This window comes from Bradyrhizobium lablabi, assembly GCF_018131005.1.
In the GTDB taxonomy this organism is placed as follows: Bacteria; Pseudomonadota; Alphaproteobacteria; order Rhizobiales; family Xanthobacteraceae; genus Bradyrhizobium; species Bradyrhizobium lablabi_D.
Genome location: NZ_JAFCJK010000001.1, coordinates 662577 through 675267, shown reverse-complemented (window position 1 = coordinate 675267; position 12691 = coordinate 662577). Strand labels below are relative to the sequence as shown.

Genomic DNA, 12691 nt, shown 5'->3' with positions numbered 1-12691 from the left:
CGGCGCGACCCTTGCGCTTGCTGCCGCAATGGCCCAATGAACGGGCAAATGCAGCAAAGCGAGACAGGCCAGGGGAAATCGCCCGCCGCCGATGCGAGCGGATCGGCGGCGATCGACGTCGCGCATCTGGTCAAGGTCTACAAGACCACCCGCGCGGTCGACGGTGTCACGTTTCGCGTGGCTCGCGGCAGCATCACCGGCCTGCTCGGCGGCAATGGAGCCGGCAAGACCACGACAATCGCGATGATCATGGGCCTGGTGCTGCCGACCTCCGGCCGCATCCAGGTGCTGGGCGCATCCATTCCGGACCAGAGCTATGACGTGCTCGGGCGGATGAATTTCGAAAGTCCTTATGTCGACATGCCAATGCGGCTGACGGTGCGGCAGAATCTCACCGTGTTCGGCCGGCTCTACGCGGTGAAGCATCTGCGCGAGCGGATCGATCAGCTTGCCGCCGACCTCGACCTCAGGGACTTGCTCGACCGTGCCAACAGGAAACTGTCCTCGGGACAGAAGACGCGCGTCGCGCTGGCGAAGGCGTTGATCAACGAGCCGGAACTTTTGCTGCTCGACGAGCCGACCGCCTCGCTCGACCCCGATACCGCCGACTGGGTGCGGCAGCACCTTGAGACCTACCGCAAGACGCACAACGCCACCATCCTGCTTGCATCGCACAACATGCTGGAGGTGGAGAGGCTATGCGATCGCATCATCATCCTGAAGCGCGGCACGATCCAGGATGACGACAGTCCTGACCGGATCATGGCGCGTTACAACCGCGATACGCTGGAGGAGGTGTTTCTCGACGTCGCACGCGGCCGACTCCGGGAGGGTGCGCCGTGAGTGAGATCGCCAGCCCGCATCAGCGCACGATCTCGTTGCATCGCATCAACGCGATGGTGCTGCGCTATTGGTATCTGCTGGTATCGTCATGGCCGCGGCTACTCGAGCTGGTCTATTGGCCGGCGTTGCAGATCGTCACCTGGGGCTTCCTGCAGACCTATATTGCGCAAACCTCGGGGTTTTTCGCCAAGGCGGGCGGCGCGCTGATCGGCGCGGTCATCCTGTGGGACATCCTGTTCCGTGGCCAGCTCGGTTTCTCCATCTCGTTCCTGGAGGAAATGTGGGCGCGCAATCTCGGCAACCTGATGATGAGCCCGCTGAGGCCGATCGAATTCCTGCTCTCGATGATGATCATGAGCCTGATCCGGCTCGCCATCGGCGTCATTCCGATGACGTTGATGGCGCTGTTCTTTTTCGGCTTCAATTTTTACGCCATCGGGCTGCCGTTGATCGCGTTCTTCTGCAACCTGATCTTTACGAGCTGGTCGGTCGGCGTGTTCGCCTCAGGCCTCGTCCTGCGCAATGGCCTCGGCGCGGAGAGCATCGTCTGGACGCTGATGTTTGCGGTGATGCCACTCGCCTGCATCTACTATCCGGTCGACGTGCTGCCGGCCTGGCTGCAATACGTCGCCTGGATGCTGCCGCCGACCTACGTGTTCGAGGGCATGCGCACGTTGTTGATCGACCACGTCTTCCGCGCCGATCTGATGATTGAGGCGTTTCTCATCAACGCGCTCCTGTTCGTTGCGTCCTTTGCGACCTTCATGGTCCTCTTGCGCAGTGCCAAACGGAACGGCTCGCTGCTCGGCGGGGGCGAATAAGTTTCACATTCCCTCAATTTCCCGTGGATTTCCGTTGTTTTGGCTGGTTCCGGACCGCAATTTATAGATTGCTGCATTGACGCAATATGTCAGGTCCGTCAGTATGTTGCGGCGCAAAACAAGGATCCGAGAAACCATGCCGATTGGTGAATTTGGTGGTGCCCCGCCCCTGGCGGTGGGAGGCAGTGCCGCACTCACGACGCCACTGTACTGGATGTACGAGATGGCGCATGCCTCGCTCAATCCGGCGCGCGCAGTCACCGACGCCACCAAGATCCTGTTTCAGAATCCGCTTAATCCGTGGTCGCACACCGAGTTCGGCAAATCTCTCGCCGCGGCCTGCGAGCTGTTCGAACGCACCACCCGCCGTTACGGCAAGCCTGAATGGAACTTGCCGACGACCGAGGTCAACGGCATCCGGACGCCCGTCGAAGTGCGTTCGATCTGGGAAAAGCCGTTCTGCCGTCTGCTGCATTTTGATCGCAAGCTGACGCGGCCATTGCGCAGTCCCCAGCCGCGCGTCCTCATTGTCGCGCCGATGTCGGGTCACTATGCGACGCTGCTGCGCGGCACCGTCGAGGCCTTTCTACCGACGCATGAGGTCTACATCACCGACTGGATGGACGCACGCATGGTCCCGGTGGCGGCCGGCCGGTTCGATCTCGATGACTACGTCGATTACGTGATCGAGATGCTGCAGGTTCTGGGCGGCAACACGCATGTCGTCGCGGTGTGCCAGCCGTCGGTGCCGGTGGTGGCCGCGGTATCCCTGATGGAGGCGAACAAGGATCCGTTCGTGCCGCTGTCGATGACGTTGATGGGCGGCCCGATCGACACCCGCCGCAATCCGACCGCGGTCAACCAACTCGCGGAGCAACGCGGCATTGAGTGGTTCCGCAACAACGTCATCACCAAGGTGCCGTTTCCGCATCCCGGCGTGATGCGCGATGTCTATCCGGGCTTCCTACAGCTCAACGGCTTCATCAGCATGAACCTCGATCGGCACATGGACGCGCACAAGGCGCTGTTTGGCAATCTGGTGAAGGGTGACGGCGATCTCGTCGACAAGCATCGTGAATTCTATGACGAGTATCTCGCGGTGATGGACCTCACCGCCGAGTATTATCTGCAGACCGTCGACCTCGTGTTCGTCAAGCATGCACTGCCCAGGGGCGAGATGACCCATCGCGGAAAGCCGGTCGATCCGTCGAAGATCCGTCGCGTCGCGCTGATGACCGTGGAAGGCGAGAAGGACGACATCTCCGGCCTCGGTCAGACCGAAGCGACGCACGCGCTCTGCACCGCCATTCCCAATCATCGCCGGGTGCACTATGTGCAAAAAGGCGTCGGGCATTACGGCGTCTTCAATGGATCGCGCTTTCGCTCCGAAATCGTGCCGCGCATCTCCGATTTCATGGTTTCAGCGGCCAATACGAGGCTTTCGCTCGTCGCAGCGGCCGAATAGTCATCGTTTTGGTCTCGATTCGAGCGGCCGGATAAACCTCTGAATCGATTAAAAAAATCCAGATTCGAGGACAGTTCAAGGAATGAGTGTGGCCTCATTCCTTGAATCATGTTTGCGAGGCCGGTTCACCGTAAAAAAATGGGTTCCAGCCCCTGTAGGTAGGGGTCAAACACCGATCAGCCCCTGTATATTGGGCAAATGATTTGTTTTTGCGCCGAGCGCTTTCCCTGGCGCCGGATATGGCAAAGTCCGGGTGAACTCCTGCTCCCCGGACTCTCAGAAATGGCTACTCGCGCGCTCCTCTATCGGCGGCCGGCCGAACCCGCGACTGTTTTGGTCAGACACGGCTCCCAATTCTTCGCCATCAGGCTTCGCAGACACAGGCGCGCGCGCCGCTACACGCTGAGAATCCATCCCACCGACAGAGAGGCGATCCTGACGATGCCGCCGCGCGGCACCATCATCGAAGCCAGGGAGTTCGCGCAGCTCCATGGCGGGTGGATCGCCGCGCGTCTTGGCCGCTTGCCGAAAGCGGCTCCGTTTCAACCGGGTACAGTGGTGCCGCTGCGCGGCATGCCGCATCGCCTCGTTCACCGCGCCGGCGAGCGCGGCACGGTATGGACCGAGACGCGCGACAGCGGCGAGAAGGTGTTGTGCGTGGCGGGTGGCGTCGAGCACATGGACCGCCGCGTACACGACTTCCTCAAGCGCGAGGCGCGGAAGGATTTGCAGAAGTCGGCACAACTCTATGCCGCAGAACTCGGCGTGCGGGTGCGGCGGATTTCGATCCGGGATCAATCCAGCCGCTGGGGGTCCTGCACCTCGGCCGGCTCGCTCTCGTTCTCATGGCGACTGATTCTCGCGCCGCCCTTCGTGCTCGATTACCTCGCCGCTCATGAAGTTGCGCATCTCGTCGAGATGAACCACTCGCCGCGGTTCTGGAGGGTTGTTGGCAAGGTCTGCGCGTCGGTCAACCGCGCCAAGACCTGGCTCGACACGCACGGTAACGACCTGCATCGCTACGGGATCGAGGACTAGAGCCCTTTTCGTTCCGATGGAATCGGAACGAGGCTCTAGATTCTTGTTTTGACGCGTTTTCTTCACGCGAACCGGTTTCCACTTCGCTCGAAAACGCTCTAAACCTTGATACGATCAGGCTGAATCGTCATCGCGCTTTTAGGTCCTCGGCTTCAGCGCGATCTCCGCGAAAACGCTATGCGTTGTCGCGGGGGAAAACCGCTACACTTTTCAGGATCAAGCTGCAGCGTTCCGCCGAGGCCACGGCATTCGCCTCTACCTTCCGAACAATCGATCCACCAGCCAGCCGTCCAGTCCTGCGGCGGCCTCCGGCCGTGCGTTCGGGTTCGGCGACGCTGAAGCACGGGTTGGCGACGGACGGTAGGCGCCGGCAGGGGGGACCGGCGAAGGTGGCATCTGCGGCTGCGCGGGATAGCTGGGCGCGGTGACCTGCGACGATGCCTGCACCAGGTTCGACAGCGCCCAGCCTCCCTGCGAGTTCGGCAAATTGGCCACTGGCACGCCCTGATGCGCGGTCTTCATGAAGCGCGTCCACACTTCCACCGGCAGACCGCCGCCGGTTGCCTTCTTGGTCGGCGAGTTGTCGTCATTGCCGAGCCAGACGCCTGTCACGAGACTGGCGGTGTAGCCGATGAACCAGGCGTCGCGGAAATCCTGGCTGGTGCCGGTCTTGCCCGCGGCGGTCCAGCCCGGGATTTCCGCCTTGCGCGCGGTGCCCGAGATCAGCGTTTCACGCATCATGGCGTTCATCATCGCGACAAAGCGCGGCTCGATCACCCGGCCCAGTTGATCGGAGGGCCGGTCGTAGAGGATTTTGCCGCCGCTGGTGCGAATCCTGGTTACCACATGCGGCGACACGCCGAGCCCGCCATTGGCAAAGGGCGCGTAGGCGCCGACCAGCTCGATCACGGAGACCTCGGAGGTACCGAGCGCGATCGAGGCGTTGGCGTCGAGCTTGGAGGAGATGCCGAGTCGGTGCGCGGTGCGCACCACGTTTTTTGGGCCGACCTCGAGGCCGAGCCGCACCGCGACCGTATTCAGCGACATCGCGAGTGCCTGGGTCAGCGTCACCGAGCCGAAATACTCGTGGGTGTAGTTCTCAGGCTTCCAGCCTTTGACGTCGAGCGGCGCGTCTGTGCGGATGGTCTCCGGCGTCAGGCCCGACTCCATCGCGGTCAGATAGACGAACGGCTTGAAGGCCGAGCCGGGTTGGCGCTTCGCGGTCACCGCGCGGTTATACTGGCTATCTGCGTAGTTCCGGCCGCCAACCAGGGCGCGCACCGCACCATCAGGCGTCATCGCCACCAGTGCGCCCTGGCTGACGTTGAATTTCACGCTCTTGGCGGCGAGCTCGTCGATGATCGCGGCCTCCGCAACGCCCTGCAGCTTCGGATCGATGGTGGTCTGCACCACAATGTCCTGATCGATCTGGCCGACGAGGTCGTCGAGCACTTCACCGATCCAGTCGGCGACATAATTGACGGTGCCGGCGCCGGCCGGCTTCACACTGACCCAGGGCTGGCCGATCGAGGTCTTGGCCTGCGCTTCCGTGATGAACTTGGCGTCCGCCATCGCGGCGAGCACGATTTGCGCGCGCTGCTCGGCGCCTTCCGGGTTGCGGTTCGGCGCGAGCCGCGACGGCGATTTGACGAGGCCCGCGAGCATTGCAGCCTCCGCCACCGTCACGTTCTTCGCCGACTTGCCGAAATAGCGTTGCGCCGCCGCCTCGACGCCATAGGCGCCGGAGCCGAAATAGACGCGGTTCAAATAAAGTTCGAGGATTTCGTTCTTGGAATGCTTGCGCTCGAGCCACAGCGCTAGCTCGACCTCCTGCAGCTTGCGCTGCACGGTGCGCTCCTGGGTCAGAAACAGATTCTTCGCGAGCTGTTGCGTCAGCGTCGAGCCACCCTGCGATACGCTGCGATGCAGGATGTTGGCGACCAACGCGCGCCCGATGCCGATCGGGTCAACACCATAATGCGAATAGAAGCGGCGGTCTTCGATGGCGATGAATGCCTTCGGCAGATAGGGCGGCAAATCTTTGAGCGCGACGTTGGCACCAGCCATTTCGCCGCGCTGCGCCAGCACGCTGCCGTCCAGGCCGACGATCTGGATCGTCGGCGGCCGCTTCGGAATCTCCAGAGACTGGATTGGTGGCAGATGTGCGCCGACCCAAACCACGACACCGATGACCGCGATGCCGGACCAGAGACCGAGCACCACGGCCCAATAGAACAGACGGCCGATGCCGAAGCGGCCTGATTTGCCACGGCGCCTGCTTGCGCTGCGCGAGGGACGCGGTTTCTCGTCGGCGGAAACGTCACTCTTGCGCTTGGGCTTTGCCGGCTTGTCGCCGCCGCCGCCGGGAACGCGGTCTTCGGGGGACAGCCGCAGGTCGGCAAGCGCGGCCGGAAGCCCGAACAGCGGTTCCTTGCGCCCACCGCTTTTTTTTCGTCCCCACGCCATACGCGACTCTCACCGATCCGGGACGCACGCTAGCGTTCCCGGTTTAAGGCGCGGTTACGCAAAGCTTAACGCGCCATTAGGAGGTGAGGCAGCGCGTGCAAATGACGGAGCATGATGCGAAACTCGGATGCCGGTTTTTCGAAAAAAATCATGTTCGAACAAGAGGCTGGAGCCTGATGATGTTATCACGCTCTGGGCTACGACAAAGGGAGCGCCGCATGGGCCATATCGATCCGACCAAGGAGATCTTCGCGCAGTTCCGGGACAACAACCGGCCCGGCCCAATCCATATGCTCAATCTGGTCCGATTGCGCGCGCAGGCCGCCTATCCCGATGGCCGCAAGGCGACGGGCGCGGAGGCCTACGCTGCCTATGGCCGCGAAAGCGGTCCGGTATTCGAGCGGCTCGGCGGGCGGATCGTCTGGCAGGGCCGCTTCGAGCTGATGTTGATCGGTCCGCAGGATGAGCGCTGGGACCATTGCTTCATCGCCGAATATCCGAGCGTTGACGCTTTCGTCGCGATGATCCGCGATCCCGTCTATCGCGAAGCCGTGAAGCATCGCCAGGCCGCGGTGGAGGATTCCCGGCTGATCCGGCACGCGGTTCTGCCGGTGGGGAAAACATTCGGGGAAATTCCGAAGTGACAGCGTGTTCGCGTTCGGCGTACTCGTTGCTGGCCCGTCATGCTGAGGCGCTCGCGGAGCGAGCCTCGAAGCATACACGGCCCCAGGCAGGCTGCCGTGCTTCGAGACGGCCGCGCTGCGGCCGCCCCTGCATGACGGGGATGGAGTGCGCGCGTCGCCAAAGCAGATCGGCGGCCCATGAGGCCACCGATCGTTTGTCGAAACTGCGATGCCGCTAGCCCGCGGGACCGGCGTCCTCGAGGATCGGGCCGAACAGCTCCCAGCGCTCGCCGTTGAACTTCATCATCTGGAGCTGCTTGTTGACGCGATAGTCGTTCGGCGCGGTGTTGCCCTTGATGCCGGGCAGCGACAGGTCGAGTTCCACGTTCTTCAGGTTGGTCGCCTGCTTGAGCACGTTCTCGCGGGTGAGATCGTCGCCGCACTGCTTGAGTACATGCACCATCAGCTGGGCCGTCGAGAAGCCGTAGGTGTTGAAATTCGAGTTCTTGTCGCCGTCGGGATAATACTTGGCCATGAAGTCGAAATACCGCTTCATGCCGGGATCATCCTTCCACTGCGGGTCGCTCGGGTCCTTGCCGTAATTGGTGCTGATCAGGCCCTTCGATGCATCGAGGCCCGCCGGTTGCAGCACCGCGCCAACCGAGGTGGCGTTGATGTCGACGATGTGTACCGGCTTCCAGCCAAGCTCGGCGATCTTCTTGATTGCCTGAGCGGCCTGTTTCGGCGTCGAGGCCGAGAAGAACAGATCGGCGCCGGCATCCTTGATCTTGAGCACCTGTGAATCGATGGTCGGGTCGGAAACTTCGTAGGAGGCTTCGGCCACGATCATCTTGGCCGCTTTGTCGCCGAGGCCTGCTTTGATTCCGTTCAGATAATCTTTTCCGAGGTCGTCATTCTGGTAGAGGATGCCGATCTTGGCGTTCGGATGCTCCTTCAGGATGTACTGGCCGTAGATGCGGCCTTCGACGAAATAGTTCGGGTTGAAACCGAGCGTCCAGGGGAAGTTCTTCGGGTCGGTGAACTTCGAGGCGCCGGTTGCCGCGAACAGCTGCGGCACTTTCTTGGCGTTGAGATATTTCTGCACGGCGGCGTTCGACGGCGTACCGACGATCTGGAAGGTCAGCAGCACTTCGTCGCTCTCGACGAGCTTGCGCACCTGCTCGACGGCCTTCGGCGGCGAATAGGCATCATCATACTGGATCAGGTTGATCTTGCGGCCGTTCACGCCGCCCTGGTCGTTGATCATCTTGAAATACGCCGCCTGCGTCTTGCCGATGCTGGCATAGGCAGAGGCCGGTCCGGAGAAGGGGACGGTCTGGCCGATCTTGATCTCGGTGTCGGTCGCGCCGGAATCGTACTTCTTCTGCGCGGAGGCCGGCGACGCCGACAGCGCGATCGCCAGCGCTGTTCCCGTGACCAAGTGGAAAATCCCATTCCTCATAGTGCTGTTCTCTCCCGTGGCTGGTGTTGACCGATGATCTTGCCCCCGAGCTCAGATTGCAGCGGGGTGCCATCGCTTGCGGCGGGATACTGGCGGAAGCCTTGCTGCAACGCAAGATGAACGGTGACGAAAAGGTGACCGGTGGCCGCCAACGAAAGTAGGGGGCGCTCCCTCCTGATTCCCCTTGTCGCGAGCAGCAAGGGAGCTGGTTTATGGTGTCTCAAGCGCGGTGAGATCGGCGCCTTGGGCCGTCAAGAGCAAGATCAGCTAGCGCCGCTGGGGCTGCCCGCACATAAAGGATGCGCCGACCAGAATCTTGGCAATGATTCGGTCCTCCAACCGGCACGCCGGAATTCGGGTGGACGCCACCATGGGCGTCGCGAAAAGTACACGGATGGTGCCGCAATCCCGTGAGATGACGATGGCCGATCGCAAGATGTCCCAGACCTTCACGCTCGACCGCCTCGGGACGCCGATCGGCGTCGCGCTGCTGGTGACCGATGACGAGGGCATGCTGCGTGCGCTCGACTGGGAGGATTACGAGGGACGGATGCTGGAGCTGCTGCGTCTCCAATACGGCGCGGTGACATTGCAGCAGGGCCGCGCGCCGCGCTCCCTGTCGAGAGCGCTCGGCGGTTATTTCAAGGGCGATCTCGACCGGCTCGCAACTATCGAATGGTGCGTGGCCGGCACGCCGTTCCAGAAGAAGGTCTGGACCGCGCTCCCGAAAATTCCGGCTGGCACAACCATGAGCTATGGCGCGCTGGCCGCGAAACTAAAGGCGCCGAACGCGATGCGCGCGGTCGGACACGCCAACGGCTCCAATCCGATCAGCGTCGTCGTGCCCTGCCACCGCCTGATCGGCGCCAACGGATCGCTGGTGAAATATGGCGGCGGGCTCGACAGAAAGCGTTGGTTGCTGCGGCACGAGGGCGTGACAATCGATTCGTAACGGAATGCACCCTGCTACAAATTCCGTCATGCCGAGGAGCGCGGAACGCGCGTCTCGAAGCATGACGGCCACGGACGGGGGCGTACATCCTTCGAGACGCGCTGCGCGCTCCTCAGGATGAGGGGACAGTTGTCAGTGCAGCGGGGCACTCTAGGCCGCCGGCTTCGCCGCGGTGTCCTCGCTTGACAGCAGATGCAGTAGCGCGCTCTTGATCGCGGCCTGCCGGGTCGGCGCGATGATCTGGGCGCCGAGCAAGTCTGTGACGTAGAATACGTCGCGGGCGCGTTCGCCGAAGGTCGCGACATGCGCGGAGGCGATGTTGAGATTGAGCTTCGAGATCGCCGTGGTGAGCTGGTAGAGCAGCCCTGGCCGGTCGAGGCCGGAGACCTCGATCACGGTGTAGCGGTCCGACCACTGGTTGTTGATGATGACCTCGGGCTCGACGGTGAAGGGGCGCGTCTTGCTGCGCAGGGTGCGGCGCGCCACCGCTTCGGGCAAGCGCAGCTTGCCTTCCAGCACGTCCTCGATCATCTCGCCGATCCGCGTCGCGCGGCGGCCCTCGTCCTCGTCGCGGTCGTACTCCCTGGAGATCGAGATTGTGTCGAGCGCGCGGCCGTCGGTCGTGGTGTAGATCTGCGCGTCGACGATGTTGGCGCCGGCCGACGCGCAGGCGCCCGCGATGATCGACAGCAGCCAGGGATGGTCCATCGCAAAAATGGTCAGCTCGGTGACGCCGCGCATCTCATCGAAGCCGACATTGATCGCGAGCTTGTGGTCCGCCTGTTCGCTGGCGCGGATGAAGCGCGCCTGCCGGATCTTGCGCGGCAACTCGACCTTGAGCCAGTAGGCCGGATAGTGCCGGCCGATATAGGTGTTGAGCTCCTGTTCCGGCCATTCGGTGAAGGCCTGGCGGAATTCGGCCTGCGCCACTGCGATGCGCTGGGCGCGGTTCACCTCCGAGAAGCCGCCGGTCAGCACCGGCTCGGTCTCGTAGTACAGCGTGCGCAGGAGCTGCGCCTTCCAGCCGTTCCACACCCCCGGGCCGACGCCGCGGATGTCGGCGGTGGTCAGGATCGTGAGCAGCTTCATCTGCTCGACCGATTGCACCACGGCGGCGAAATTCTCGATGGTCTTGCGATCCGACAGGTCGCGCGACTGCGCGACCGTGGACATCGTGAGGTGCACCTCGATCAGCCATGCCACCAGTTCGGTGTCGGCGGCCGAGAAGCCGAGTCGCGGGCACAGCCGCCGTGCCACCTTGGCGCCGGCGATCGAGTGATCCTCGGGGCGGCCCTTGGCGATGTCATGCAATAGCGTTGCGATGTAGATCACCGGGCGGTGCTCGGGCCGGATCTTGCGGAACAGGTCGCTTGCGACCACGAACTCCTCGTGGCCGCCGCGCTCGATGTCCTGCAGAAAGCCGATGCAGCGGATCAGATGCTCGTCCACCGTGTAGTGATGGTACATGTTGAACTGCATCATCGACACGATCTTGCCGAAGGCGCGGATGAAATGGCCGAGCACGCCGGTCTCGTTCATTCGCCGCAACACGATCTCCGCGTTGTCGGAGGTCAGGATCTCCATGAACAGGCGATTGGCTTCCTCGTTCTCGCGGAGTTGCGTGTTGACGAGCTTCAGCGAACGCGTCACCGTGCGCATCGCGTCGGGATGGAAGGCGAGATTGTTCACCTGCGCCAGGCGGAAGATCCGGATGAGATTGACCGGGTCATGCTTGAATACGTCGGGCGCGGCGAGGTTGATGCGGTTGTTGTCGACGATGAAGTCGTCGCTGTTCGGCACGCGCCGTTTGGTGCCCGGGCGGAAGCGCGCCACCATGCGGCTCAGCACCGGCGCAGGCTTTTTCTGTTCCTCCTCGAGCTTGGCGCACAGGATCGCGGTGAGGTCGCCGACGTCCTTGGCGATCAGGAAGTAGTGCTTCATGAAGCGCTCGACATCCTGCATGCCCGGATGTGAGGTATAGCCGAGCCTGACGGCGATCTCGCGCTGCATGTCGAACGACAGCCGCTCCTCGGGCCGCCCTGCGAAGAAGTGCAGATTGCAGCGGACCGACCAGAGGAAATCGGCGCAGCGGCGGAAGGTGCGGTACTCCTGGGCGTCGAACACGCCGCGCTCGAGCAACTCGTCCGTCTCGCGCACGCGGTAGACGTATTTGGCGATCCAGAACAACGTGTGCAGGTCGCGCAAGCCGCCCTTGCCGTCCTTCACATTGGGCTCGACCAGATAGCGCGATTGGCCTGCGCGGCGATGCCGCTCCTCGCGCTCGGCGAGCTTGGCGGTAACGAATTCAGACGCCGTTCCCTGCACCACATCCTTGTCGAAGCGCTCGACCAGTTCGTCATAGAGCGGCTGGTCGCCGGCGAGGAACCGTGTCTCAAGGATCGCGGTGCGGATCGTCATGTCGCCGCGCGCCTGGCGGATCGATTCATCGACCGAACGGGTGGCGTGGCCTACCTTCAGCCCCATGTCCCACAGGCAATAGAGTATGGCTTCGGCGACCTGCTCGCCCCAGGCGGTCTGCTTGTAGGGCAGGATGAACAGCAGATCGATGTCGGATTCCGGCGCCATCAGCCCGCGGCCGTAGCCGCCGGTCGCGACCACGGCCATGCGCTCGGCACCTGACGGGATCGGCGAGTGATATAGATGCCTGGTCGCAGCCGCATAGAGGATGCGGATGATCTCGTCCTGCACGAAGCAGAGCCGCTCGGCGCAGCGGCGGCCGTGACGGTCCTTCAAGAGCAGCGCCTGCGCGGTGGCGCGCGCCGTGATGAGCTCGGCCTTGAGCAGTTGCGCCATTGCTGCGCGGAATTGATCCTCGCGGCCGGAATGCTTTTCGGCGAGTGCATTGATCGCGGCGGTAACGCGCGCGGTTTCGAAACGATTGTCCGCTGGGGGGCGGACCTCTGCTACGACGCTGTCCATGCATTCATCCGATAACGGACAGCGTCTTTGCTGTCACTGACCAAAGTATGTGGGCAACAGCTCCATGCTGTCTCAGCGGGG

The 12691-nt window shown here is 62.8% G+C and carries 9 protein-coding genes; 6 read left to right on the top strand and 3 right to left on the bottom strand.

Going from position 1 to position 12691, the window contains the following annotated elements; all coding sequences use genetic code 11:
• Positions 1 to 48 precede the first annotated feature (48 nt).
• The 4 genes from JQ553_RS03135 to JQ553_RS03120 all read left to right on the top strand — a co-directional run bounded on the left by JQ553_RS03135 (position 49) and on the right by JQ553_RS03120 (position 4167).
• Entirely contained in the window at positions 49 to 843 is a 795-nt protein-coding gene (locus tag JQ553_RS03135) for an ABC transporter ATP-binding protein (RefSeq protein WP_212498410.1), read from the top strand.
• A gap of 53 nt (positions 844 to 896) precedes the next feature.
• Positions 897 to 1664 carry an ABC transporter permease gene (locus JQ553_RS03130; RefSeq protein WP_212498784.1) on the top strand — a complete coding sequence of 256 codons (768 nt, stop codon included), beginning with the start codon at positions 897 to 899 and terminating at the stop codon, positions 1662 to 1664.
• A 136-nt stretch (positions 1665 to 1800) separates the two neighbouring features.
• Positions 1801 to 3129, top strand: a complete 1329-nt coding sequence (locus JQ553_RS03125) for a polyhydroxyalkanoate depolymerase (protein WP_212498409.1) — start codon at positions 1801 to 1803, stop codon at positions 3127 to 3129.
• A gap of 198 nt (positions 3130 to 3327) precedes the next feature.
• Entirely contained in the window at positions 3328 to 4167 is an 840-nt protein-coding gene (locus JQ553_RS03120) for a M48 family metallopeptidase (protein WP_212498408.1), read from the top strand.
• A 255-nt stretch (positions 4168 to 4422) separates the two neighbouring features.
• Here JQ553_RS03120 and JQ553_RS03115 read toward each other — a convergent pair whose 3' ends face one another.
• Entirely contained in the window at positions 4423 to 6633 is a 2211-nt protein-coding gene (locus JQ553_RS03115) for a transglycosylase domain-containing protein (protein ID WP_212498407.1), read from the bottom strand.
• Positions 6634 to 6851: 218 nt separating this feature from the next.
• On the opposite strand from JQ553_RS03115, the gene JQ553_RS03110 reads away from it, so the two are divergent.
• Entirely contained in the window at positions 6852 to 7277 is a 426-nt protein-coding gene (locus JQ553_RS03110; RefSeq protein WP_212498406.1) for a DUF1330 domain-containing protein, read from the top strand.
• A gap of 214 nt (positions 7278 to 7491) precedes the next feature.
• Here JQ553_RS03110 and JQ553_RS03105 read toward each other — a convergent pair whose 3' ends face one another.
• Positions 7492 to 8718 (bottom strand): ABC transporter substrate-binding protein, encoded by a 1227-nt coding sequence (locus JQ553_RS03105; RefSeq protein ID WP_212498405.1) that lies wholly within the window; start codon positions 8716 to 8718, stop codon positions 7492 to 7494.
• Between the two features lie 421 nt (positions 8719 to 9139).
• Here JQ553_RS03105 and JQ553_RS03100 point away from each other — a divergent pair, with 421 nt between their 5' ends.
• Positions 9140 to 9670, top strand: a complete 531-nt coding sequence (locus tag JQ553_RS03100) for a methylated-DNA--[protein]-cysteine S-methyltransferase (RefSeq protein WP_409363020.1) — start codon at positions 9140 to 9142, stop codon at positions 9668 to 9670.
• A gap of 150 nt (positions 9671 to 9820) precedes the next feature.
• Here JQ553_RS03100 and JQ553_RS03095 read toward each other — a convergent pair whose 3' ends face one another.
• Positions 9821 to 12610 carry a [protein-PII] uridylyltransferase gene (locus JQ553_RS03095; protein ID WP_212498404.1) on the bottom strand — a complete coding sequence of 930 codons (2790 nt, stop codon included), beginning with the start codon at positions 12608 to 12610 and terminating at the stop codon, positions 9821 to 9823.
• Positions 12611 to 12691 lie beyond the last annotated feature (81 nt).

Bases quoted from the DNA above. Each gene is read 5' to 3' on its own strand.
- JQ553_RS03135 (WP_212498410.1), top strand. From the start codon at position 49: ATGCAGCAAAGCGAGACAGGCCAGGGGAAATCGCCCGCCGCCGATGCG.
- JQ553_RS03100 (WP_409363020.1), top strand. From the start codon at position 9,140: ATGGCCGATCGCAAGATGTCCCAGACCTTCACGCTCGACCGCCTCGGG.
- JQ553_RS03115 (WP_212498407.1), bottom strand. From the start codon at position 6,633: ATGGCGTGGGGACGAAAAAAAAGCGGTGGGCGCAAGGAACCGCTGTTC.
- JQ553_RS03125 (WP_212498409.1), top strand. From the start codon at position 1,801: ATGCCGATTGGTGAATTTGGTGGTGCCCCGCCCCTGGCGGTGGGAGGC.
- JQ553_RS03105 (WP_212498405.1), bottom strand. From the start codon at position 8,718: ATGAGGAATGGGATTTTCCACTTGGTCACGGGAACAGCGCTGGCGATC.
- JQ553_RS03120 (WP_212498408.1), top strand. From the start codon at position 3,328: ATGATTTGTTTTTGCGCCGAGCGCTTTCCCTGGCGCCGGATATGGCAA.
- JQ553_RS03095 (WP_212498404.1), bottom strand. From the start codon at position 12,610: ATGGACAGCGTCGTAGCAGAGGTCCGCCCCCCAGCGGACAATCGTTTC.
- JQ553_RS03130 (WP_212498784.1), top strand. From the start codon at position 897: ATGGTGCTGCGCTATTGGTATCTGCTGGTATCGTCATGGCCGCGGCTA.
- JQ553_RS03110 (WP_212498406.1), top strand. From the start codon at position 6,852: ATGGGCCATATCGATCCGACCAAGGAGATCTTCGCGCAGTTCCGGGAC.